This is a genomic window from Mesorhizobium sp. BH1-1-5, from assembly GCF_020165615.1.
In the GTDB taxonomy this organism is placed as follows: Bacteria; Pseudomonadota; Alphaproteobacteria; order Rhizobiales; family Rhizobiaceae; genus Mesorhizobium.
This window is the reverse complement of sequence record NZ_JAIUIM010000022.1, coordinates 1-22,602: the sequence shown is the minus strand read 5'-3', so window position 1 is coordinate 22,602 and position 22,602 is coordinate 1. Positions and strand designations below refer to the sequence as shown.

At 65.1% G+C, this 22,602-nt stretch carries 19 protein-coding genes; 16 read left to right on the top strand and 3 right to left on the bottom strand.

Annotated features, from left to right (window positions below):
- Positions 1-41 precede the first annotated feature (41 nt).
- From LB572_RS25320 to LB572_RS25310, 3 genes are all read left to right on the top strand, one after another.
- Complete coding sequence (locus LB572_RS25320) at positions 42-2,453, top strand: GcvT family protein (protein WP_224669657.1); 2,412 nt, start codon at positions 42-44, stop codon at positions 2,451-2,453.
- Positions 2,454-2,465: 12 nt separating this feature from the next.
- On the top strand, positions 2,466-4,019 hold the full coding sequence (locus LB572_RS25315) for a trimethylamine methyltransferase family protein (protein ID WP_224669656.1): 1,554 nt from the start codon (positions 2,466-2,468) through the stop codon (positions 4,017-4,019).
- Between the two features lie 160 nt (positions 4,020-4,179).
- Complete coding sequence (locus LB572_RS25310; RefSeq protein WP_224669655.1) at positions 4,180-4,566, top strand: DUF3168 domain-containing protein; 387 nt, start codon at positions 4,180-4,182, stop codon at positions 4,564-4,566.
- A 5-nt stretch (positions 4,567-4,571) separates the two neighbouring features.
- Here the strand turns inward: LB572_RS25310 and LB572_RS25305 are convergent, their stop codons facing one another.
- Positions 4,572-4,958, bottom strand: a complete 387-nt coding sequence (locus LB572_RS25305) for an ester cyclase (RefSeq protein WP_224669654.1) — start codon at positions 4,956-4,958, stop codon at positions 4,572-4,574.
- A 216-nt stretch (positions 4,959-5,174) separates the two neighbouring features.
- Between LB572_RS25305 and LB572_RS25300 the strand changes: the two genes are divergently transcribed.
- The 13 genes from LB572_RS25300 (at position 5,175) to LB572_RS25240 (ending at position 19,763) form a co-directional block, all read left to right on the top strand.
- Positions 5,175-5,474: a hypothetical protein gene (locus LB572_RS25300; protein ID WP_140807903.1), complete on the top strand. Its 300-nt coding sequence runs from the start codon at positions 5,175-5,177 to the stop codon at positions 5,472-5,474.
- Between the two features lie 62 nt (positions 5,475-5,536).
- Complete coding sequence (locus LB572_RS25295) at positions 5,537-6,202, top strand: response regulator transcription factor (protein ID WP_027164846.1); 666 nt, start codon at positions 5,537-5,539, stop codon at positions 6,200-6,202.
- Positions 6,203-6,224: 22 nt separating this feature from the next.
- Positions 6,225-7,613 carry an ATP-binding protein gene (locus tag LB572_RS25290; protein ID WP_181179783.1) on the top strand — a complete coding sequence of 463 codons (1,389 nt, stop codon included), beginning with the start codon at positions 6,225-6,227 and terminating at the stop codon, positions 7,611-7,613.
- Entirely contained in the window at positions 7,610-7,753 is a 144-nt protein-coding gene (locus LB572_RS25285; protein ID WP_224669653.1) for a hypothetical protein, read from the top strand. Before LB572_RS25290 ends, LB572_RS25285 begins: the two co-directional genes overlap by 4 nt.
- Positions 7,750-8,187: a hypothetical protein gene (locus LB572_RS25280; protein WP_140807900.1), complete on the top strand. Its 438-nt coding sequence runs from the start codon at positions 7,750-7,752 to the stop codon at positions 8,185-8,187. The genes LB572_RS25285 and LB572_RS25280 overlap by 4 nt, the downstream gene beginning before the upstream one ends.
- A 104-nt stretch (positions 8,188-8,291) precedes the next feature.
- Entirely contained in the window at positions 8,292-9,428 is a 1,137-nt protein-coding gene (ccmI, locus tag LB572_RS25275) for a c-type cytochrome biogenesis protein CcmI (protein WP_224669652.1), read from the top strand.
- Positions 9,429-9,432: 4 nt separating this feature from the next.
- Positions 9,433-9,873: a cytochrome c maturation protein CcmE gene (gene ccmE / locus LB572_RS25270; protein WP_224669651.1), complete on the top strand. Its 441-nt coding sequence runs from the start codon at positions 9,433-9,435 to the stop codon at positions 9,871-9,873.
- A 122-nt stretch (positions 9,874-9,995) separates the two neighbouring features.
- Positions 9,996-11,981 (top strand): heme lyase CcmF/NrfE family subunit, encoded by a 1,986-nt coding sequence (locus tag LB572_RS25265; protein WP_224669650.1) that lies wholly within the window; start codon positions 9,996-9,998, stop codon positions 11,979-11,981.
- Positions 11,978-12,442 carry a cytochrome c-type biogenesis protein gene (locus tag LB572_RS25260; protein WP_140807892.1) on the top strand — a complete coding sequence of 155 codons (465 nt, stop codon included), beginning with the start codon at positions 11,978-11,980 and terminating at the stop codon, positions 12,440-12,442. Before LB572_RS25265 ends, LB572_RS25260 begins: the two co-directional genes overlap by 4 nt.
- 217 nt (positions 12,443-12,659) lie before the next feature.
- The gene (locus LB572_RS25255; RefSeq protein ID WP_224669649.1) at positions 12,660-14,216 is read left to right on the top strand and encodes a Do family serine endopeptidase; all 1,557 of its coding nucleotides are present in this window, start codon (positions 12,660-12,662) and stop codon (positions 14,214-14,216) included.
- 205 nt (positions 14,217-14,421) lie between these two features.
- Positions 14,422-15,096 (top strand): response regulator transcription factor, encoded by a 675-nt coding sequence (locus LB572_RS25250; protein ID WP_040991372.1) that lies wholly within the window; start codon positions 14,422-14,424, stop codon positions 15,094-15,096.
- A 110-nt stretch (positions 15,097-15,206) separates the two neighbouring features.
- On the top strand, positions 15,207-16,685 hold the full coding sequence (locus LB572_RS25245; RefSeq protein WP_224669648.1) for a sensor histidine kinase: 1,479 nt from the start codon (positions 15,207-15,209) through the stop codon (positions 16,683-16,685).
- A gap of 114 nt (positions 16,686-16,799) precedes the next feature.
- The gene (locus tag LB572_RS25240; RefSeq protein WP_224669647.1) at positions 16,800-19,763 is read left to right on the top strand and encodes a bifunctional [glutamine synthetase] adenylyltransferase/[glutamine synthetase]-adenylyl-L-tyrosine phosphorylase; all 2,964 of its coding nucleotides are present in this window, start codon (positions 16,800-16,802) and stop codon (positions 19,761-19,763) included.
- A 211-nt stretch (positions 19,764-19,974) separates the two neighbouring features.
- Here the strand turns inward: LB572_RS25240 and LB572_RS25235 are convergent, their stop codons facing one another.
- Together LB572_RS25235 and LB572_RS25230 are read right to left on the bottom strand one after the other, a co-directional pair.
- Positions 19,975-22,296 carry a PAS domain-containing sensor histidine kinase gene (locus LB572_RS25235; RefSeq protein ID WP_224669646.1) on the bottom strand — a complete coding sequence of 774 codons (2,322 nt, stop codon included), beginning with the start codon at positions 22,294-22,296 and terminating at the stop codon, positions 19,975-19,977.
- A 114-nt stretch (positions 22,297-22,410) separates the two neighbouring features.
- Positions 22,411-22,602, bottom strand: a 192-nt coding sequence (locus tag LB572_RS25230; RefSeq protein ID WP_224669645.1) for a hypothetical protein, incomplete at its 5' end; no start/stop codon positions are given.

Below are 22,602 nucleotides of genomic sequence, written 5' to 3'. Positions count from 1 at the left end.
AGAGCATGTATCTTGGAACCTCCAACGAGAGGGAGAGGCTCGTGAAGTCGCATTATCGGGCAGTGGTCATCGGGGGAGGTGTGGTCGGCGCCTCGGTGCTCTACCATCTCACGCGGTTCGGCTGGAGCGATGTGGCGCTCATCGAGCGCGCCGAGCTGACGGCGGGCTCGACCTGGCACGCGGCGGCCGGTTTCCATGCGCTCAACGCCGATCCCAATGTCGCGGCGCTGCAGGATTACACGATCAAGCTCTATCGCGAGATCGAGGCCGAGTCCGGCCAGAATGCCGGCCTGCACATGACCGGCGGCGTCAACATGGCAAGCGACCCGCAGCGCTGGGAGTGGTTGAAATCGGCCTGGGCGGTGTTCCAGTCGGTCGGTATCGAGACGGCGCGGCTGGTGACGCCCGACGAGATCAAGGAAATCTGTCCGATCGTCGATGTGAACGGCGTGCTCGGCGGTCTCTATGATTCCAACGAGGGCCATCTCGACCCCTATGGCACCACGCATGCCTATGCCGGCGCCGCCAGGAAGCGTGGTGCCGACGTCATCCTGCGCAATCGCGTCGTCGAATTGAAGCCACGCGCCGATGGCGGCTGGGACGTCGTGACCGAAAAGGGCACGATCGTCGCCGAGCATGTCGTCAATGCCGGCGGCCTGTGGGCCAAGCAGGTCGGGCTGATGGCCGGCGTCGACCTGCCGGTGACGCCGATGGAGCACCATTATTTCGTCACCGAGGATATTCCGGAAGTCGCCGCCCTCGACAAGGAACTCGGCCTGGCCGTCGATCTCGACGGCTTCTCCTATCTGCGTCAGGAGCGGAAGGGCGTGCTGCTCGGCGTCTACGAGCAGAACCCGAAGCACTGGAACATGGACGGCGCGCCCTGGGATTACGGCATCGAGCTCATTCCGGAGGACATCGACCGCATCAGTCCCGAGCTTACCAAGGCCTATGAGCGCTTCCCCTGCCTGGCGAAAGCAGGCATCCGCAAATGGGTCAACGGCGCCTTCACCTTCACGCCGGACGGCAATCCACTGGTCGGTCCGGTCAGGGGGCTGAAGAACTACTGGGTCGCCTGCGGCGTCATGGCCGGCTTCAGCCAGGGCGGCGGCGTCGGCAAGTCGCTGGCCGAGTGGATGATCCATGGCGAGCCGCAAGCCGACATCTTCGGTATGGACATCGCCCGCTACGGCGCCTTCGCTGCCAACCGCGAGTATCTGCGGCAAACCACGGGCCAGTTCTATGCCCGCCGCTTCGTCATGACCTTCCCCAACGAGCGCCTGCCGGCCGGCCGGCCGCTGAAGCGCCCGGGCGCCTATGACGGCATGAGCGCGGCCGGCGCGGAATGGACGGCGTCCTGGGGGCTGGAGATCCCGGCCTATTTCGCGCCGATGGGTTTCCGCGAGGAGACGACGCTGAAGCGCTCCAACGCTTTCGACATCGTCGGCGACGAGGTGCTGCAGGTCCGCCGCGCCGCCGGCCTTATCGATACCACGGCCTTCTCGCGCTATGCGGTGTCGGGCCCCGGCGCAGAGGCCTGGCTCGACCGGCTGCTCGCCTGCCGGCTGCCGAAGCCCGGCCGCGCGAAGCTGGCGCCGATGCTTGGGTCCGACGGTCGGCTCAAGGGCGACCTCACCGTGCTCAACTGGGGCGGCGGGGAATACTGGATCATGGGCTCTTACTATTTGCGCGAATTCCACATGCGCTGGTTCGAGGCGCACATCGCCGAAGGCGTCTCCATCGCCGACATCTCGGACGCCATGTCCGGCTTCCTCGTGACCGGTCCGAACGCGCGCCGGATCGTCGAACGCACCACGCATCAGGACGTCTCTGCGGCAGCCTTGCCGTTCATGGCTTGCGGCGCGCTCGATATCGGCATGGTGCGTGCCCGGGTGGCACGGCTGTCGATTGCCGGCGAACTCGGCTTCGAGATCAACTGCCCGGCCACCATGCATTCGATCCTGCGCGAGACGCTGCTTGCCGCGGGTGAAGACCTCGGCCTGGCCGAGATCGGCTACTACGCATTGAATTCGCTCAGGCTGGAAAAGAGTTTCGGCATCTGGTCGCGCGAATTCACGCAAGGCTACACGCCCGGCCAGACTGGGCTCGACCGCTTCATCGCCTTCGAAAAGGGCGATTTCATCGGCCGCGAAGCGGCGCTCAAGGAGCGCGATGCAGGTGTTTCGCGACGCATCGCGACGCTGGAGGTCGACGCTGTCGATGCCGATGCCAGCGGCTTCGAGCCGGTCTGGTCCAAGGGCCGGCGCGTCGGCTTCGTCACTTCCGGCGGCTACGGCTACACGCTCGGCAAGAGCGTCGCCCTGGCGTTGCTCGATGACGATTTCGCCGGGGAGGGGACGGAACTTTCCGTCCACATTGTCGGGGTCGAACGGCCGGCGCGCGTCATCGCGGCCTCGCCCTACGACGCTGAAGGCAAGGCGATGCGGCAATGAGGAGGAACCGCCATGATTGACGAGGCCGCACGCGATCTCAGGCGCGAGCGTCGGCGGGGACGCACCGGCGAGGCCGGCAGCGAATCCAGCCGCCATCCCAATTACCGGTCGCTGAAGAACCCCTTCCTGCCGCAGCCGATCTTTTCCGACGACCAGGTCGCCGCTATCCACGCTACCGCGCTGCGCGTTCTGGAAGAGCTCGGCATCAAGGTGCTGCTGCCCGAGGCCCGGGCGATCTACGCCAGGGCCGGCGCATTGGTCGACGAAGACAGCCAGATGGTCAGGATCGGCCGCGATATGGTCGAGGCAGCACTTGCCGCGGCGCCGGGCGCGATTCCCGCCCTTGGCGGCGACCGCTCCCGCGATCTGATGCTCGAGCTCGGCTCGATGACCTTCCTGGCCGGCTCCGGTGCTCCCAACGTCACCGATCTCGAGCGCGGCCGCCGGCCGGGCACGCTTGCCGCCTTCGAGGAATTCATCAAGCTGATTCAGCACTTCGACGTGCTGCATATGCTCGGGCCCTGCGTCGAGCCGCAGGACATCGACAACCGTTTCCGCCACTATGCCGCCAACCGGGCGCAACTGACGCTCTCGGACAAGTTCCCCTTCGTCTTCGCGCGCGGCACGCCGCAGGTCGAAGACGGTTTCGAGATGATCCGCCTGGCGCGGGGCCTTTCGCAGGACGAGTTCCGCGCCGGCGCCCATTGCTACACCGTCATCAACACCAACTCGCCGCGCCAGCTGGATATTCCGATGGCGCAAGGCATCATCGATTTTGCCAAGGCCGGACAGGTCCTGGTCATCACGCCCTTCTGCCTGGCGGGCGCCATGGCGCCCATCACGGTTGCCGGCGCGCTGACCTTGCAGCATGCAGAGGCGCTGGCCGGCCTGACGCTCGCGCAGATCGTGCGGCCTGGCGCGCCGGTGGTCTATGGCTCCTTCTCGTCCAATGTCGACATGAAGTCCGGTGCTCCGGCCTTCGGCACGCCGGAACACATCAAGGCGACGCTTGGGGCGGGACAACTCGCCCGCCACACAGGCCTGCCGTGGCGCTCCGGCGGCGGCAGCGCCGCCAACGTCTCCGATGCACAGGCGGCACACGAGACGCAATTCGCGCTGTGGGGCTCGGTGCTTGCCGGCGCCACCGTCTGCATCCACGCCGCCGGCTGGCTGGAAGGCGGCCTGAGCGTTTCCCTGGAAAAGCTGATCACCGACATCGAAGCGCTGCAGACGGTCGCCGAGCTTTGCGCCACGACGCCGGGCGACGCCGATGCCATCGGCTTCGAAGCGATCGCCGAAGTGCAGCCCGGCGGCCATTTCTTCTCGGCCGCGCACACAATGGCGCGCTACCGCACCGCCTTCTACGAGCCGGTGGTGGCCGACTGGTCGAATTTCGGCAATTGGACACAATCCGGCTCGAAGACCGCGACGGAGCGCGCGACCGGCATCTGGAAGCGGATTCTGTCCGATTTCCAGCCGCCGGCCTCCGCTGCCGCCACAGCCGACGTACTCGACGAGTTCATTGCCAGGCGCACCGAGGAAGGCGGTGCGGCCCCGGTGTCGTGATTTTGACGAAAACGTAATAAATTCGAGACCTTCGCCATTCACGTTATAGTCAAAACGATTCGCGATCTGGCATCGGATCGCGAGCGCGGCTAGGTTGTCGGGCCGCGGCGCGGAGACATGTGTTGGCGATGGACGGTAGATGACGGCGCCTGGCGATTTGATGCAGGCCTTGTTTATGAGGCTGAAGACCGACGCGTCGCTGTCGGCGCTGCTCGGCGGCGTCGGTCTGCTCGAGCAGGCCAACGACAAAGCCGCCTTTCCGAACGTCACCTACGGCCGTACCAGCGCTTTCGACCTCGAGAGCGGAGCCGACGACGATAGTGACCAGCTGGTCACCTTGCACATCTGGTCGAAAGCCCAGGGCGAGGCCGAGACACGCCTCATCATGGACAGCATCAGGGCGCGTCTCGATGGCGCGGCGTTTTCCATCGGCTCGCGCGGCCAGACGCGTCTGTCGCTGGAATTCGCCGAGGCCCGTTACGACGAGGACCTTGCGGTCCACCATGGACTGCTGCGCTTTCGGGCGCTGACGCAGGAAGCCGCCTGATCGGGTTAAAGTTGTGCCTGGATGGCGGCTTTGTCGATGACCGACCAGACCTCGCTTATGCGGCCGTCGTGGAACTCGTAGAAAACGTTCTCGGCGAAAAAAACCCGTTTACCGTGGACCGGCAGGCCGAACAGCACCCCCTTGGGCCGGCAGTCGAAATGCAGGCGCGCCGCCACGCGCGGCGGCTCTGCAACGAGAAGCTCGATGTTGAAGTGCAGGTCGGGAATGGCCTCGAAATCGCCCTCCAGCATGCGGCGATAGCCCGAAAGCCCGATCGTCTCGCCATTATACTGCACCTCTTCGCCGACGAAGCGGCCGAGATTGTCCCAGTCCTGGTCGTTCAGGCAGGCTATGTAGCCCCGATAGAGATCGGCAATGGCCTCGCGCGTCATCGCATGCTCCTATGGTCAGCAGGCCGTTCTACACTAGCTAGGACAGAGCGCAGAATCCGCAGCCGAAAGCGTAGCGGATCGAATGATTTTCCGGCTATGAATTCGAGGCCGGGCTTGAGGGAAGCCTGGCGTCTCGCGCAGGGGAATGGCGAGCATGGAGTTTTGGTCGTTCACCGTTCATTTCACGTTCAGCCCATATGCGTTAGAACCGTGATCATGAAGAATCTTGGCTCTCATCTCCGCAAAGCAGTGCTGGCGCTTGCCGCGGCCGGCCTCTTTGCGTCGCAGACGACGGCAATGCCGGTCATCGATCCGTCGGTCGACCAGCCGGTCGTGCTTGCCGCCGGCGATTGCTACGCCATCGGCCAGCAGGTCGCCGCGCAGAACGGCGGCACGCTGGCCAAGGCCTCGCAGGCGACGCGGGGCGGCCAGCAGGTCTGCGTCATCGTCGTGCTCGTTCCCGGTAAGGATGGACAGCGTCCGCGCCGCTCGGAAATCGTCGTCCCGATGGGCTGACCCCTCGTTTCCCAGGCCGGCGGAATCGGCCTATACGTTGACCCAACAACAGGCTTCAACCCATGCGCGTGCTCGTCGTCGAGGATGACAAGGATCTCAACCGGCAGCTGGCCGATGCGCTGGTCGATGCCGGCTATGTGGTCGACCGTGCCTATGACGGCGAGGAGGGCCATTTCCTCGGCGACACCGAGCCTTACGACGCCGTGGTCCTCGATATCGGTCTGCCGCAGATGGACGGCATCAGCGTCGTCGAGCGTTGGCGCCGCGGCGACCGCAAGATGCCGGTGCTGATCCTGACCGCACGCGACCGCTGGAGCGACAAGGTGGCCGGCATCGACGCCGGCGCCGACGACTATGTCACCAAACCCTTCCATATCGAGGAGGTGCTTGCCCGGGTGCGGGCGCTGATCCGCCGCGCGGCGGGCCATGCATCGTCTGAACTCACCTGCGGGCCGCTGCGCCTGGACACCAAGGCGTCGAAGGCCGACGTGAACGGCGTGCCGCTCAAACTCACCTCGCACGAGTTCCGGCTGCTCGCCTATCTGATGCACCATATGGGCGAGGTGGTGTCGCGCACCGAGTTGGTCGAGCATCTTTACGACCAGGATTTCGACCGTGATTCCAACACCATCGAGGTGTTTGTCGGCAGGCTTCGCAAGAAGATGGGCATCGATATGATCGAAACCGTGCGTGGCATGGGCTATCGCATGCGTGAGCCGGAGGCGTGACGCGGAACCGCTGAAGCCAGCGATGGGAACTTGGATTTCAAGGCCGCGGCTTTGGCCGCGCTCGCTGACCTTTCGCGTCATCGCTTTTTCGACCATCTGGGCGATCCTGACGTTGGTCGTCATCTTCACCCTCATCACCACGCTTTACCGCCAGGCCAGCGAACGCGGCTTCGACAGTCTGCTTTCGGCGCATCTGTTCAACCTGATCGGCTCCGTCGGCATTTCCGACAATGGCGCGCTGACCGGTTCGCCCGACCTTGGCGATCTGCGCTTTTCGGAGCCGAACTCGGGCTGGTACTGGTCGGTGGAGCCGGCCTCAGAAGGCGTGCATGGCGAAATCCATTCCTCCTCGATGACGACCTCGCTCCTGTCGCCGAGCGTCGCGGAAGTACCCTTCAATTCGAACTTCCAGCGCAGCTACTCGATGGAAGGCATCAAGGGCGAGCAGCTCGAAGTGTTCGAGAGCGAGTTCGTGCTGGACGCCAAGAACCGCGCCGCCCGCTTCCGCGTCATGGGCAACCACAGCGAGCTCGAGCAGGAGATTGCGAGCTTCCAGCGCCGCCTGCTCACCTATCTCTCGCTGTTCGGCGTCGGCATGATCGCCATCAACGCCATCGCCATCCTGCTGGGCTTGCAGCCCCTGCGTCGGGTCCGCAATGCGCTGGCCATGGTGCGCGAAGGCACCGCGCAGCGGCTCGACGGCAGCTTTCCAGCCGAGATCGAGCCGCTGGCCAACGAGACCAATGCGCTGATCGAGAACAACCGGCGCATCGTCGAGCGCTCGCGCACCCAGGTCGGCAACCTTGCCCATTCGCTGAAGACGCCTTTGGCCGTGCTGATCAATGAGGGTCGCGCGCTCGGCGGCGCAAAAGGCCAGCTGATCGCCGAGCAGGCCGCCTCGATGCAGAAGCAGGTCGACCACTACCTGCAGCGCGCCCGCGTCGCCGCGCAGCGCGACAGCGTCGTCTTCCGCACGCCGGTTTCGCCGCTGGTCGAGCGCATGGTGCGCGTGCTGCGGAAGCTCAACCCGCAAGCAAGGCTGACGCTTTCGCTGCCGCCGGCGGAGATCGTCTTTGCCGGCGAGCGCGAGGACCTGGAGGAACTGCTCGGCAATCTGCTCGACAATGCGATGAAATGGGCAAAAAGCGCCGTCGCCGTGACGATCGCCACTATTTCGGGAAGCGGCAACCTGTTTGAAATCGTTATAGAGGATGACGGCCCGGGCATTCCCGAGGACAGCGCGCGGGAGGTGTTGAAGCGTGGCAAGAGACTGGACGAGACGAAGCCGGGAACAGGGCTTGGCCTTGCCATTGTCGCCGACCTCGTCAACGAGTATGGAGGCTCGCTGGCGCTGGAACGGTCCGGCATGGGCGGCTTGAGGGCGGTGGTGAGATTGCGGAGCCTCCAATGATGTTTTTTATCGATTTGCGAGCGACTACCGACGGCCAAATTTCCGACAAATATCAACACTATGGCCATGAAAGCTTCCTGATGGCGCGCCCCCAGCCCATCCAGTTCCATCCCGCTGAAGAGAACCGGTTGTCGGCATGAAGATTCGCGTCGCGCTCGTTTCCGCCCTGCTCGCCGTTTCTGGCTGCACCACGCTCGGCAGGAGCGGTCCGACCTCTCCGGTCACGCCTGTTTCCACGCCGCCCACTGGCGGCAAGGTGTCGACCGGCATTGTCTCTGCCATGAATGGCGGGCTTATCGGCGGATCGATCGGCTCGGGCCTCAGCGATACCGAAAAGCGCAAGGGCCTGGAAGCGGAGTACAAGGCGCTGGAGTACAACACCAGCGGCCAGAAAGTGACATGGAAGAGCGACAACTCCTCGCATTATGGCGAGGTCGTCGCCGCCCAGCCTTACCGGGTCGGCTCGCAGGATTGCCGCCAGTATACCCACACCGTCTATACCAGCGGCGCGGGCGTCACCGCGCGCGGCACCGCTTGCCGCAACGCCGATGGCAGCTGGACGCCGCTGACCTGACGGGCTTCGAACGGAATTAGGCCCGCGGTCGACGGCGTCTGCCGTCAAAGCGTCGCACGATGGTCGTGTTGGCAGGACACGGCTCTGCCGCTATTGGAATAGGCATGCTGTTCTGGGTCATAGCCGCAATCCTCACGCTCGGCGCCAGCCTGGCGGTGCTGTTGCCGCTAACAGGCGGCATGAAGGGCGCGTCGCCGGCCGGCGATCACGATCTCGAAGTCTATCGCGACCAGCTTTCCGAGCTCGACCGCGACATGGCGCGCGGCCTGATCCAGCCGGGCGAGGCCGAGGAGGCGCGTGCCGAGATCGGCCGCCGCATCCTGCGTCTCGGTGCGGTTGAGCAACCGGGCGCGGCAACGCTGAAGCCCTCGCGCAGCGCCAGACTGATCGCCAGCGTGGCCGTGCTTGCGGTTCCCCTGCTGAGCTGGGGGCTTTACGGCATGCTCGGCTCTCCCGACCTGCCGTCGCAGCCGCTGGCCCAACGTCTGGCCAAGAACCCGGCCGATTCCTCGGTCGACGAGCTTGTCGCCCGCGCCGAAGCGCATCTCGCCGCCAATCCGTCGGACGGCAAAGGCTGGGACGTGCTGGCGCCGATCTATCTTCGGCTGCAGCGTTTTCCCGATGCCGTGACCGCCTATCGCAACGCCATCCGCCTCGACGGCGACACCGCCGTGCGCCAGTCGGGCCTTGGCGAGGCGATCGCCAGCGCCGCCGGCGGCATCGTTTCTGCCGACGCCCAAAAGGCCTTCGAGGCGGCGCTGAAGCTCGATCCGGCCAACGCCAAGGCGAATTTCTACTTGGGCGTCGGCCTTGCCCAGGAAGGCAGGAAGGCAGAAGCTGTCGCCGCCTGGCAAAAGATGCTCGGCCAACTCCCGCCGGATTCGCCCTGGCGCAACGCCGTCCAGCAGGCGCTGGCGGAAGCAGGCGGCCCGGCGGTCGCCGATGCCGCGCCGACCAACGGCCCGGACGCCCAGCAGGTGGAAGCCGCCCAGCAGATGTCGCCGCAGGATCGGCAGGCAATGATCGAGACCATGGTCGCCGAGCTCGACGACAAATTGAAGCAGAATCCCCACGACGAGGAAGGATGGATGCGGCTCATCCGTTCCTATGTCGTGCTTGGCAAGGCCGACCAGGCGCGCGACGCGCTCGGCCGCGCTGTCGCCGCCTTTGGGGCGGACAGTGAAGAAGCCAAGAAATTCGCCGCCTTCGCCGCCTCGCTCGGCGTGACGGCGACGGAGTAAAGCAATGACGCGCAAGCAGAAGCGGATGTCGGTGATCCTGGCGGGGCTGGCTTTCCTCGCCGCCGCGACCGGGCTCACCTTCTATGCGCTCGGACAGAAGGCCTCCTATTTCTACATGCCGGCCGATCTGGCCACCGCAAGCGTGCCGCCGGGACAGCGTATTCGGCTTGGTGGCCTGGTCGAAAAGGGCACCATCGTGCGCGGCCAGGGCGCCACCGTCGCCTTCTCGGTCACCGACAAGCAGAAATCGGTCAAGGTCACCTACACCGGCATCCTGCCCGATCTCTTCCGCGAGGAGCAGGGCGTCATCACCGAAGGCACCTTCGGTCCGGACGGCGTCTTCGTCGCCGACAGTGTGCTGGCCAAGCATGACGAGCGCTACATGCCCAAGGAAGTCGCCGACGGCCTGAAGGCCAAGGGCGTCTGGCAGGAAAGCACGAATTGATGAGCAGGTTCCGCAAAAGTGCAAAGCGGTTTTGCGATCAGAACCTGCGACAAGGTAAAGGTCGCAGGTTCCGCAAAAGTGCCACGCGGTTTTGCGATCAGAATCTGCGGCAAAGGTGACCAATGGTTGAAACCGGACATTTTGCCCTCGTGCTGGCTTTCGCGCTGTCGCTGGTGCAGATGCTGGTGCCACTGGTCGGCGCCCGCACCGGCAACCAGCGGCTGATGGCGGTCGGCGGTCCGGTGACGGTCACCGGCTTCGCGTTGACCGCGCTGTCCTTCGCCGCATTGGCGAGCGCCTATGCCGGCTCGGACTTCTCGGTGGCGAGCGTGTGGGAGAATTCCCATTCGCTGCAGCCGATGATCTACAAGATCACCGGCACCTGGGGGAACCACGAAGGCTCGATGCTGCTGTGGGTGCTGATCCTGACCTTCTTCGGCGCGCTGGTCGCCGTCTTCGGCAACAATCTGCCGGCAACGCTCAAGGCCAATGTCCTGGCCGTGCAGGGCATGATCGGCGCCGCTTTCTTCCTGTTCATCCTGGCGACCTCCAATCCGTTTGTCCGCCTCAATCCGGCGCCGATCGAGGGCCGCGACCTCAATCCGATCCTGCAGGACCTCGGCCTCGCCATCCACCCGCCGATGCTTTACCTCGGCTATGTCGGCTTCTCGATCTGCTTCTCCTTTTCGGTCGCGGCGCTCATCGAGGGGCGCATCGACGCCTCCTGGGCACGCTGGGTGCGACCCTGGACGCTGGTCGCCTGGATGTTCCTCACCGGCGGCATCGCCATGGGTTCCTACTGGGCTTATTACGAGCTCGGCTGGGGCGGGTTCTGGTTCTGGGATCCGGTCGAGAACGCGTCCTTCATGCCGTGGCTCGCCGGCACCGCGCTGCTGCATTCGGCCATCGTCATGGAAAAGCGCTCGGCGCTGAAGATCTGGACGCTGCTCTTGGCCATCCTGACCTTCTCGCTGTCGCTGCTCGGTACTTTCCTGGTGCGCTCCGGCGTGCTGACCTCCGTGCACGCTTTCGCCACCGACCCGACGCGCGGCGTCTTCATCCTCTGCATCCTGACGCTGTTCATCGGCGGCTCGCTCACGCTCTTTGCGCTGCGCGCCTCGACGCTGACCGCGGGTGGCCTGTTCCACCCGATCTCGCGTGAAGGCGCGTTGGTGCTGAACAACCTCTTCCTCACCACCGCCACGGCGACGGTGCTGGTTGGCACGCTCTACCCGCTGGCGCTGGAGGAGCTGACCGGCGGCAAGATCTCCGTCGGCGCGCCCTTCTTCGACCTGACTTTCGGTCCGCTGATGCTGCCGCTGCTCGCGATCGTCCCGTTCGGGCCCTTGCTCGCTTGGAAGCGGGGCGACGTCATTGCCGCCTCGCAGCGGCTGATGGCGGCGTTTGCGCTCGCGATCGCCGCTATGCTGGTCACCGGCCTGTTCATCGACGGCGCCTCGGTCTTCGCAGCGCTCGGCGTCGGCCTCGCCGTCTGGCTGGTCGCTGGCGCGCTGACCGACCTTGCCGTCAAATCCGGTTTCGGTTCGGTAGCGCCTGCCGTCGCGCTTCGGCGCTTCGCTGGCCTGCCGCGCTCGGTCTTCGGTACCGCACTGGCCCATCTCGGCCTCGGGCTGACCTTGCTGGGCATCGTCGGCACGCTTTGCTTCGGCACCGAGAAAATCCTCTCCATGCACCCTGGCGAAACGGTGGAGCTCTCCGGCCACACGCTACGCTTCGAGGGGTTGTCCCCGCAGAAAGGTCCGAACTTCACCGAGGATCGCGGTCGCTTCCTGCTTATGGGCGCCGACGGCAACGCCGACGGCGAGATCGCCTCGGCCAAACGCTTCTATCCGGTGCGCCAGACGGTGACGACCGAGTCCGGCATCAGGACGCTGGGCTTCAGCCAGCTCTATCTGTCGCTCGGCGACGAGAACAAGGACGGCTCCGTCGTCGTGCGCCTGTGGTGGAAGCCGCTGGTGACGCTGATCTGGGGCGGCGGGCTGGTGATGATGGCGGGCGCGGCGATGTCGCTGCTCGACCGCCGCCTTCGCGTCGGCGCGCCGGCAAAGCGCCGCAAGCCGGCGGCAGCGTTGGCGAACTCGACATGAGCGCAAGATTTTCGCTCACCTCGCTGGTCCTGCTGCTGGCCTTGCTTTTTACCGGCGCCGCGCAGGCGGTGAAGCCCGACGAAGTGTTGCGGGACCCGGCGCTCGAGGCGAGGGCGCGCGTGCTGTCGGAAGGCCTGCGTTGCATGGTCTGCCAGAACCAGTCGATCGACGAATCCGACGCCGATCTCGCCCGCGACCTGCGCGTTCTCGTGCGCCAGCGCCTCGTCGCCGGCGACACCGACCAGCAGGTGATGGACTATATCGTCTCGCGCTATGGCGAGTTCGTGCTCTTGAAGCCGCGCTTCAGCCTGCGCAACGCGCTTCTGTGGAGCACGCCGGTGCTTCTGCTTCTGGCCGGCGGCCTGTTCATCGTGCTCAACGCCCGCTCGCGCCGACCGGCTTCGGACAGCACTCTCAGCGCCGAGGAGAAGGCGGCGCTGGACAAGATGCTAAGCGATTAGCGCCGTCGCTCGGCTCGGCGATTGACTGCAACCGCCCTCGGGTCGGGCGCTTCTGCCAAGCCTTCGAGCGCGGCATGCCTGTGGTGATCGGCGCCGATCCCAACATTACAAAACTTTCATGTACCGGAAATGGCGCCGTAATGTGCGGCTCTCTAATCCTCTTGCCCGAGGATGCTTCGCCTGAGCGCATCCACTTCGATAGAGGATAAGAAACCCCATGAATAACGCCCCCAATTCATTTGCCTCCACCCGAAAGCGCCTGATGGCGGCTGCAGCGTCCCTGGCCGTTATCGGTGCCGTCGGCGCCGGCGCGCTCGCAACCGGCACCGCCCCCGTGCTGGCCGATGCCGTGCGCGTCGAAGCCCCGCAGATGCCGAGCTTCGCCGATGTCGTCGAGCATGTTTCGCCGGCGGTCGTCAGCGTCAAGGTCAAGGCCAAGATTCAGCCGACGGCCGACGACGGATCCGACGATCAGGACGGCTTCGACAACCTGCCCGACAATCCGCAGCTGCGCCGTTTCTTCAAGGAATTCCGCGGCTTCGGCGATCAGGGTCAGGGCGGCCAGTTCGGCCAGCGCCGGTTCAATCACCGCGACCATGGCAATGGCGAGCCGCGCCCGGTCGCTCAAGGCTCGGGCTTCTTCATCTCCGAGGACGGTTATCTCGTCACCAACAACCACGTCGTCTCGGAAGGCTCGGACTTCAGCGTCGTCACCAATGACGGCAAGGAACTCGACGCCAAGCTGATCGGCACCGATCCGCGCACCGATCTTGCCGTGCTCAAGGTCGATGGCGGCGGCAACAAGTTCACCTATGTCGACTTCGCCGACGATTCCAAGGTCCGCATCGGCGATTGGGTGGTTGCCGTCGGCAATCCCTTCGGCCTTGGCGGCACCGTCACCGCCGGCATCGTCTCGGCTCGCGGCCGCGACATCGGCGCCGGCCCCTATGACGACTTCATCCAGATCGATGCTTCGGTCAACCGCGGCAATTCGGGGGGGCCGACCTTCAACCTCAACGGGCAGGTGATCGGCATCAACACCGCCATCTTCTCGCCGTCGGGCGGCAGTGTCGGCATTGCCTTCGATATCCCGGCCTCGACCGCCAAGCAGGTCGTCCAGGACCTGATGAAGAGCGGCTCCGTCCAGCGCGGCTGGCTCGGCGTCGAGATCCAGCCGGTCACCTCCGACATCGCCGAGTCGCTCGGCCTGAAGTCGGACAAGGGCGCGCTGGTCTCGAGCGCCCAGGATGCCGGTCCGGGCAAGAAGGCGGGCATCACCGCCGGTGACGTCATCACCCAGGTCGACGGCAAGGATGTCGCTTCGCCGAAGGAGCTCGCCCGCATGATCGGCGCATTCGCGCCGGGCAAATCGGTCGACGTCACCGTCTGGCGCAACGGCAAGGACGAGACGGTCAAGGTCGATCTCGGCACGCTTCCCGCGAACGACAAGCAGGCCTCGAACGATGACAACAACAAGCAGTCGGCGCCCGCAGCCAAGGCCGACACGCTGGCCGATCTCGGCCTGACCGTCACCAAGGCGGAAAACGGCAAGGGCCTGGTGGTCACCGACGTCGATCCCGACAGCGACGCGGCCGACCGTGGCATCCAGCCCGGCGACGTCATCACCTCGATCAATTCGAACGACGTGAACACCACCGACGACGTCTCCAAGGCGATGACGGATGCTGCCAAGGCTGGCCGCAAGGCGGTGCTGATGCAGATCACCCGCGACGACTCAAACCGCTTCGTCGCGCTGCCGGTCGGCAAGGGCTGATATCTCGGCGTTCAGCTTTTCCCTGCGGCGGTATCAACACCCCCGAGCCGCCGCCGGGAAAACATGGGGCCGAGCACGTAAGTCAGTCACCGTGTTTCGCTCCTGGCGGCAGCGGGTTTCCCATCACCCGCTGCCGCTTTAGACATAAGGGCTATGAGCCATGACTGCCCCTCAACCTTCCAGTGAAATCGCGTATAACGGCTCCATGAAGATTCTCGTCATGGAAGACGATCGCGAAGCGGCGGACTACTTGCAGAAAGCTTTCGCCGAGGCGGGCCACACCGCTCATGTCGCTGGCGACGGCGAGACCGGCTTCGCGCTCGCCGATGCCGGCGACTATGACGTGATGGTCGTCGACCGCCTGATGCCGCGCCGTGACGGCCTGTCGGTGATCGCAGCACTTCGCTCGCGCGGCAACACCACGCCGGTGCTGATCCTCTCGGCGCTGGGCGAGGTCGACGACCGCGTCACCGGCCTGCGCGCCGGCGGCGACGATTACCTCACCAAGCCCTATGCCTTTTCCGAATTGCTCGCCCGCGTCGAGGTGCTCAATCGCCGCGCAAGCGCGCGCGAATCCGAGACCGTCTACCGTGTCGGCGATCTCGAGCTCGACCGGCTGTCGCATTCGGTCAAGCGCGCTGGCCGCGAGATCACGCTGCAGCCGCGCGAGTTTCGCCTGCTCGAATATCTGATGCGCCATGCCGGCCAGGTGGTGACGCGCACCATGCTCCTGGAAAATGTCTGGGATTATCACTTCGATCCGCAGACCAACGTCATCGACGTTCACGTCTCGCGCCTGCGCGGCAAGATCGAAAAAGGCTTCGACAAGCCGATCCTGCACACGATCCGCGGCGCCGGCTACATGCTGAAGGGCGGCTAGCGCATGCTCCCGAAAAGTGGGAACCGGTTTTCGGAGAAGATCATGCTACAACAAAGGGTTAGATCAGGATGACGATTCAACCAATCGTCATCCTGATCTAGAGCCCACAGATGGCTCTCTCCCTGCCGGCCATCATGAAGACGACAGCGGCCCGGCTCTCGGCGCTCTATCTTCTGCTTTTCGCGCTCTGCGCGGTGCTGCTCGTCCTCTACATGACGTCGCTGTCGGCGCGCATGCTGACCGCGCAGACGCAGGAGACCATCAACGACGAGGTGCTGGGCCTAGCCCGCGCCTATCAGCGCGGCGGCCTGCCGGTGCTGGTGCGCGTCGTCGAGGCCCGCTCGCGCCAACCCGGCGCCAATCTCTATCTGATCGCCGACGCCAACGGCCAGATCCTGACTGGCAATGTCCAGAGCCTGGAGCCGGGGGTCATCGAGACCGAGGGCTGGACGACGGAACCGTTTTCCTACCGGCGCTTCGGCGAGGGCGAGCTCGATCGGCTGCGCAGTGGAGCCACGGACCAGCCCACGCCTCAGGCCGGCGACGGCAATAATCCCCAGTCCACAGGTGAAAAGGGCCACAACGCCATCGCGCTGGTGTTGAGACTGCCCAACCAGATGATCATGCTGGTCGGCCGCGACCTCGGCGAGCCCGAGCGCTTCCGCGCGGTCATCAGCCGCGCGCTGACCCTGGCGCTCGGCATGATGGGGCTTGGCGGCATCCTGATCTGGTTCTTTGTCGGTCGCGCCGCGCTGAAGCGCATCGACAGCGTCTCGGACGCCAGCCGCCGCATCATGGGCGGCGATCTCAGCGGACGGCTGCCGGTCACCGGCGCCGGTGACGAATTCGACCGCCTGTCGGAAAACCTCAACACGATGCTGGCCAGGATCGCGATGCTGAACGAGGGGCTGAAGCAGGTCTCCGACAACATCGCCCATGATCTGAAGACGCCGCTGACCAGGCTGCGCAACCGCGCCGAGGCGACGCTCGCCGGCAGGCACAAGACCGAGGACTACCGCCAGGCGCTGGAAGGCACGATCGCGGAGTCCGACCAGCTCATCAAGACGTTCAACGCCATCCTGATGATCTCGCGCCTGGAGGCCGGCTATTCCTCGGAACAGACCGGTCCCGTCGATCTCGCCGCCACGGTGAGCGACGTCGTCGAACTCTACGAGCCGGTGGCTGAGGAAGCGGGCGTCGCGCTGGAAACGACCGCGCCCGAGGCCTTGACGATCAACGGCAACCGCGAGCTGATCGGCCAGGCGCTGTCCAACATCGTCGACAACGCCATCAAATACTCGACCGACGCCGCCGAGACGCCGAAGGTACGTGTGGCGCTGGAGCGCGTTGGCAACGAAATCAAGCTTGCCGTTACCGACAATGGCCACGGCATTCCCGATGACGCCGATCGTGCCCGCGCCACCGAGCGCTTCGTGCGCCTGGAAAAGAGCCGCTCGCAGCCGGGCTCGGGCCTCGGCCTCAGTCTCGCCAAGGCAATCATGACTTTCCACAACGGAAGGCTTGATCTTTTACCCGCCAATCCCGGATTGTCCGTGGTCATGAGTTTCCCGTTGCGGGAGACGCATTAAAGCAGGTCGCGAGAAAATGGGTTCACGCGACCTGCTTTGAATTCTTGATTTAAGCATGTCTTTGTCCCGAAACCGGGCCCACTTTCGGGAGACATGCTCTGATGGCGCGGATAAATGGCGAAGAAGAAAATCGAATCCGAATTCCGGCTTAGCCCGGCACTGGCGCTCCGCCCCCTGGATGCGGAGCATGCCCGGCGCGAACTGTCGGAAATCGCCGATGCCGCCGAGGAGGCGGGGCTTTCCCGCCTCGCTGCGTTCCTGACGGGCGAGGGGCCGCTACAGGCGCTGCTGGCGGCGGTCTTCGACCTCTCGCCCTTCCTGCGCGATGTGGCGCGCCGGCGGCCGGCGATCCTCGACACACTGTTCGACCGGACGGTCGAAGCGCGGCTCGACGCCGTTCGCGAGGCGATCGGCGGCGCGGCCAGGGCGGACGACGCCTCGGAATCGGGCCTGATGATGGCGCTCAGGCAATGGAAGACCGAAGCGCATTTCCTGATCGCGCTGGCCGATCTTTCAGGCGAGGCGGAGACCTCGGCGACGGTGCGCCGGCTCAGCGATCTTGCGGATGCCTGCACATGCGCCGCGGTCGATTTCCTGCTGCTCGACGCGAACCGGCAAGGCAAGCTCAAGCTGCCGAACCCAGCGGAACCGGCCAGCGATTCAGGCTGGATCCTGCTCGGCATGGGCAAGCTCGGCGCGCATGAATTGAATTTTTCCTCCGACATCGATCTCGTCGTCTTCTTCGAGCCGGAGGCGCCGGCCGTCATCGATCCGCTCGACGCGACCGAGCTGTTCTCCAGGCTCACCCGCCGTCTCGTGCGCATCCTGCAGGACCGCACCGAGCACGGCTATGTCTTCCGCACCGATCTCAGGCTTCGCCCCGACCCAGGCTCGACCCCGTTGGCGATCCCGGTCGAGGCGGCGCTTCGCTATTACGAGGCGCGCGGCCAGAACTGGGAACGGGCGGCCATGATCAAGGCGCGGCCGGTGGCGGGCGATCTCGCCGCGGGCGCGGCCTTCCTCAAGGAATTGCAGCCCTATGTCTGGCGCAAATACATGGACTATGCGGCGATCGCCGACGTCCATTCGATCAAGCGCCAGATCCATGCCCACAAGGGCCACGGCGAGATCGCCGTGAAGGGCCACAACGTCAAGCTCGGCCGCGGCGGCATCCGCGAGATCGAGTTCTTCGTCCAGACCCAACAGCTCATCGCCGGCGGCCGCTTCCCGGAGTTGCGCGGTCGCGAGACCGTGCCGATGCTCGCAGCGCTCGCCGCGCGCGGCTGGATCACCGCCGATGCGCGCGATGCGCTCACCTGCCAATACTGGTTCCTGCGCCGTGTCGAGCACGCCATCCAGATGGTGGCCGACGAGCAGACGCATATCCTGCCTGAGGAAGACGAGGAGCTGAAACGCATTGCGCTGATGCTGGGATTCGCCGGCGAAGCGGACTTCACGCTGGCCTTCAGAGCCTCACTGCAGCAGGTCGAGCGCCACTATGCGGCGTTGTTCGAGACGGCGCCCGAGCTTTCGGCCGGAGTCGGCAACCTGGTCTTCACCGGCGATGTCGACGATCCCGATACGCTGCAGACGCTGCATAGCCTGGGCTTCCAGCGGCCGAGCGATATCTGCCGCGTCATCCGCGGCTGGCATTTCGGCCGCTACCGCGTCACCCAGTCGGCGGAGGCGCGCGAACGGCTGACCGAACTGACGCCGGCGCTGCTCAAAGCCTTCGGCCAGACGCGGCGCGCCGACGAGGCGCTGATGCGCTTCGACGAGTTCCTCGCCGGCCTGCCGGCAGGCATCCAGCTCTTCTCGCTGCTGCAGTCGAACCCGGCGCTCTTGAAGCTGATGGCGACCATCATGGGTGCCGCACCGAGGCTGGCAGCCATCATCACCCGCCGCCCGCATGTCTTCGACGGCCTGCTCGACCCGGCACTGCTCACCGAATTGCCGGACCGCGCCTATCTCTCGGCGCGCCTTGCCGCCTTCATCGAAGGCGACCGCGCCTATGAGGATGTGCTCGACCGCCTGCGCATCTTCGCCTCCGAGCAGAAATTCCTGATCGGCGTGCGCCTGCTTGCCGGCTCGATCGATCCGGCGCGCGCCGGCCGCGCCTTCTCCGATCTCGCCGACCTCACCATAGAAGCGGCGCTTCAAGCGGTGATCGCCGAATTCGCGCTACGGCACGGCAGGATCGCCGGCGGCAGGGTGGCGCTGCTCGGCATGGGCAAGCTCGGCAGCCGCGAACTCACCGCGGGTTCGGATGTCGATCTCATCCTGCTCTACGATCATTCAGATGCCGAGGACTCCGATGGCGAGAAGCCGCTGGCGCCCTCGCATTACTACACCCGCATGACGCAGCGCCTGATCGCGGCCGTCTCGGCGCCGACAGCCGAAGGCGTGCTCTATGAATTGGACCTGCGCCTGCGCCCCTCCGGCAACAAGGGGCCGGTCGCCACCCATATCGACGCGTTCAAGAAATATCAGCGCCAGGATGCCTGGACCTGGGAGCACATGGCGCTGGCACGGGCCCGCGCCATCGGCGGCGATGCCGAACTCTGCGCCGAGCTCGAGACGGAAGTAGCGGCGGTTCTGGCGCAGCCGCGCGACGCCGCCAAGGTGAAGGCCGAGGCCTCGGACATGCGAGCGCTGATCGAGAAGGAGAAGCCGCCGCGCGACCTCTGGGACATCAAGCTGATCCCGGGCGGGCTCATCGATCTCGAATTCATCGCCCAGGGCGCGGTCATAACCGGCAATGTCGAGCCCGGCCGCCGGGCGACGGCGACGGCCGACATTCTGGCGCGGCTAGCCCCCGGTTTCGCAGGCGGCGCTGTCCGTGAAGAGCTTGGCGAGGCCTATCGGCTCTATCTGGCGCTGACACAGATGATCAGGCTTTGCCTCACCGGCGAGTTCCAGCGCGACGATGTCCCGCCGGGGCTTTCGGACCTGCTGCTGGCGGCCACCGACCTGCCGGATTTCGGCGTGCTGGAAGCACATCTCAAGGAGATGTCGCGGAAAGTTCGGAAAGACTTCGACCATATCCTTCGCGCGGACGCGGCGACTTCGCGAGGTTAATCCACGCCTCATTCCTTCGCGCCCCCTCTGTCCTGCCGGACATCTCCCCCACAAGTGGGGAGATTGGCAGCTTCGGCGCCTCGCTCACTCCTGCGACGTTGGAGATTGGCGAAAGGCGGCGCGACATTTGATCTCCCCCCTTGTGGGGGAGATGTCCGGCAGGACAGAGGGGGGCGCAGTCCCTCCAGCGTTACAGATTTTTCTGCGAAATTCAGGCAGCCGCCTTCACCGTCGGCGGCGCCTTCTTCAGCGGGATGCGCACCGACACGATGGTGCCGGTCCCTTCGGTCGAGCGGATCTTCAGCGCGCCGCCCTGCAGCTCGGCCAGCGAGCGCGAGATGGCGAGCCCGAGGCCCGAGCCGGTATGGTTCTTGGAGAACTGGTTCTGCACCTGCTCGAACGGCCGGCCGAGCTTGCTCAGCGCCTGCTTGGGAATGCCGCAGCCATTGTCCTCGATGGTGAGCAGCAGGGCGCCCGACGTGTTGCGCGCCCTGACCGTGATCTTGCCGCCCTGTCCGGTGAACTTCACCGCGTTGGAGAGCAGGTTGATGGCGATCTGCTTGATGGCGCGGCGGTCGGCGTAGAGCCGCATCGTATCGGCGATGCGCGTCTCGACATTGATCGACTTTTCCGCCGCCTGCAGCGAGATAACCCGCACCGTTTCCTTGATCAGCGGGCAGAGGTCGATCTCCTCGCGATCGAGCGAGAACTGGCCGGCCTCGATCTTCGACATGTCGAGGATGTCGTTGATGACGCCGAGCAGGTATTTGCCGCTGCCGTTGATGTCGGTTGCGTATTCCTCGTAGCGCTCGGAGCCGAGCGGCCCGAAAAGGCCCTGCTGCATAAGCTCGGAGAAGCCGATGATGGCGTTGAGCGGCGTGCGCAATTCATGCGACATGTTGGCGAGGAACTCCGATTTGGCCCGATTGGCCGCCTCGGCGCGCTCGGTTTCCTTCATGTATTTGCGATTGAGTTCGACCAACTCGCTGGCGCGTTCCTCCTCGGCGCGGCGGGCCAGGCTGAGGTCGTGGATCGTCGCCATCAGCCGCCGCTCGCTGTCGACCAGCTTTTCCTGGTGCAGCTTGATCTGGGTGATGTCGGAGCCCACGGAAACGACGCCGCCGTCGCGGGTCCTGAGCTCGTTGACCTGCAGCCAGCGGCCGTCGGCAAGCTGGCGCTCGAGCGTGATGCCGCCATGCGGACCATTGGCATTGGCCAACCTGCGCTCCGAGGCGAAGGCGAGCATGCGCTCCTCCAGCATATCGCGGGTCGCGCCCGGCATGACGTCGCGGTCCGACAGCCCGTTGTCCTTCTGGAATTTCGAATTGCACATGATCAGCCGTTCGGCGGCATCCCACAGCACGAAGGATTCGTTGATGTTCTCGATCGCGGTCCTGAGCCGCATGTCCGCCGCTTCCGAGCGCAGCGCCAGGTGCCGCTGCTCAGTGACGTCGACGGCGATGCCGATCAGCTGGATCTCCGGCGCCTCCGGGTCGATCACCTGCGCGCGGGCCCGCATCCACACATATTGCCCGTCGGCGTGGCGCATCCGGAAAACCTGGTCGATATGGTCGATCTCGCGCTCGACGATGCGGTTGGCGAGTTCGAACAGGTCGCCGTCGTCGGGATGGATGATCTCGTCGACCTCGCCGAAGGAGAGCATCGTATCGCAGGGCTCGTAGCCCAGCATGTCGTACATCGAGCGCGACCAGTACATCTTGCCGCGCACCATGTCCCAGTCCCACAGCCCGCAGCGGCCGCGCACCAGCGCCATGTCGATGCGCTGATGCGCTTCGAGATAGATGCGGTCCGCCGCCTGGGCGCGCGCCGCCTGGCCGAAATAGGCGTAGAGGATGACGATCAGCACGCCCGCCGTCAGCACGAACAGGGTGACGTTGAGCGACATCGACTTGCGCCAGTTGTCGAACACCGCTTCCTGCGGCACCAACACGGCCGCCGCATGTCTGCGGTCGCCGCTGAGGCTGACGGCGGCGAACCAGTCCCGTCCCGCGATCGAGACATCCATCACGCCGGCGCGGTCGCCGAACATGAACAGCGGCTGGCCGCCCAGCACGAGGCTGTCCAGCGTGCGGCCCTGCCAGCCTGTCGACAAGGGCGAAACGGCGATGACCTTGAAGTTGGCGTCGGTGATGGCGAGCACATGGGCACGGCTCATGGCGCCCTGGCGGCTGGTGTTTTCCAGCAGGCTTATGGCATTGGCGCCGGCTGCGCTGGAGTCGGCGGTGACACCCTGCGCCATCTGGCCGGCGGCCAGCGCCAGCACCGCCTTGGCGTCGCGCTCGATCTCGTCATGCTCGTTCATCAGCGACAGGAAGCGCAGCGCGGCGATGACGATCAGGAAGATGATGATGAGAGCCGGGATCGAACGGCGCAGGAAGGGCTCGGCGGCCAAGAGCCGCTGATAGGTGGGTTCGGCGATCAGGCGCGTATTACCGGCAAGTCCATCGCTCCTTGCCTTGCGACGCGCAAAAGCCTTCCCTCCGGGCGCGCCCCACGCGTCCGCCTTGGCCATAAATGGCACTCCCCGATCTGCCGTATACTGGATGATCCGGATACGCCGCACGCCCGAATCGTCAGTAAAGAATCAAACGTGATTCGCCTTGTCCAGAGGCGCGGGCAAAAAAGATTAAAAGTTGATTGAAATTTGTCCTTTTCCCTTCTCCCCTTGTGGGAGAAGGTGGCCGCGAAGCGGACGGATGAGGGGTTTTCCAGGGAACACCAACGCCTCACTTCGCTGGAACACCCCTTGTATCTGCACGGAGGAGACTTTGTGCGAGAAGAGCGACTGAGCCTCGAACCGGATGGCCATCCGATTCGA

Excerpts from the sequence above, each read along its gene's own strand:
- LB572_RS25315 (WP_224669656.1), top strand. The coding sequence starts at position 2,466 with ATGATTGACGAGGCCGCACGCGATCTCAGGCGCGAGCGTCGGCGGGGA.
- LB572_RS25310 (WP_224669655.1), top strand. The coding sequence starts at position 4,180 with ATGCAGGCCTTGTTTATGAGGCTGAAGACCGACGCGTCGCTGTCGGCG.
- LB572_RS25305 (WP_224669654.1), bottom strand. The coding sequence starts at position 4,958 with ATGACGCGCGAGGCCATTGCCGATCTCTATCGGGGCTACATAGCCTGC.
- LB572_RS25300 (WP_140807903.1), top strand. The coding sequence starts at position 5,175 with ATGAAGAATCTTGGCTCTCATCTCCGCAAAGCAGTGCTGGCGCTTGCC.
- LB572_RS25295 (WP_027164846.1), top strand. The coding sequence starts at position 5,537 with ATGCGCGTGCTCGTCGTCGAGGATGACAAGGATCTCAACCGGCAGCTG.
- LB572_RS25290 (WP_181179783.1), top strand. The coding sequence starts at position 6,225 with ATGGGAACTTGGATTTCAAGGCCGCGGCTTTGGCCGCGCTCGCTGACC.
- LB572_RS25285 (WP_224669653.1), top strand. The coding sequence starts at position 7,610 with ATGATGTTTTTTATCGATTTGCGAGCGACTACCGACGGCCAAATTTCC.
- LB572_RS25280 (WP_140807900.1), top strand. The coding sequence starts at position 7,750 with ATGAAGATTCGCGTCGCGCTCGTTTCCGCCCTGCTCGCCGTTTCTGGC.
- ccmI (WP_224669652.1), top strand. The coding sequence starts at position 8,292 with ATGCTGTTCTGGGTCATAGCCGCAATCCTCACGCTCGGCGCCAGCCTG.
- ccmE (WP_224669651.1), top strand. The coding sequence starts at position 9,433 with ATGACGCGCAAGCAGAAGCGGATGTCGGTGATCCTGGCGGGGCTGGCT.
- LB572_RS25265 (WP_224669650.1), top strand. The coding sequence starts at position 9,996 with ATGGTTGAAACCGGACATTTTGCCCTCGTGCTGGCTTTCGCGCTGTCG.
- LB572_RS25260 (WP_140807892.1), top strand. The coding sequence starts at position 11,978 with ATGAGCGCAAGATTTTCGCTCACCTCGCTGGTCCTGCTGCTGGCCTTG.
- LB572_RS25255 (WP_224669649.1), top strand. The coding sequence starts at position 12,660 with ATGAATAACGCCCCCAATTCATTTGCCTCCACCCGAAAGCGCCTGATG.
- LB572_RS25250 (WP_040991372.1), top strand. The coding sequence starts at position 14,422 with ATGAAGATTCTCGTCATGGAAGACGATCGCGAAGCGGCGGACTACTTG.
- LB572_RS25245 (WP_224669648.1), top strand. The coding sequence starts at position 15,207 with ATGGCTCTCTCCCTGCCGGCCATCATGAAGACGACAGCGGCCCGGCTC.
- LB572_RS25240 (WP_224669647.1), top strand. The coding sequence starts at position 16,800 with ATGGCGAAGAAGAAAATCGAATCCGAATTCCGGCTTAGCCCGGCACTG.
- LB572_RS25235 (WP_224669646.1), bottom strand. The coding sequence starts at position 22,296 with ATGGCCAAGGCGGACGCGTGGGGCGCGCCCGGAGGGAAGGCTTTTGCG.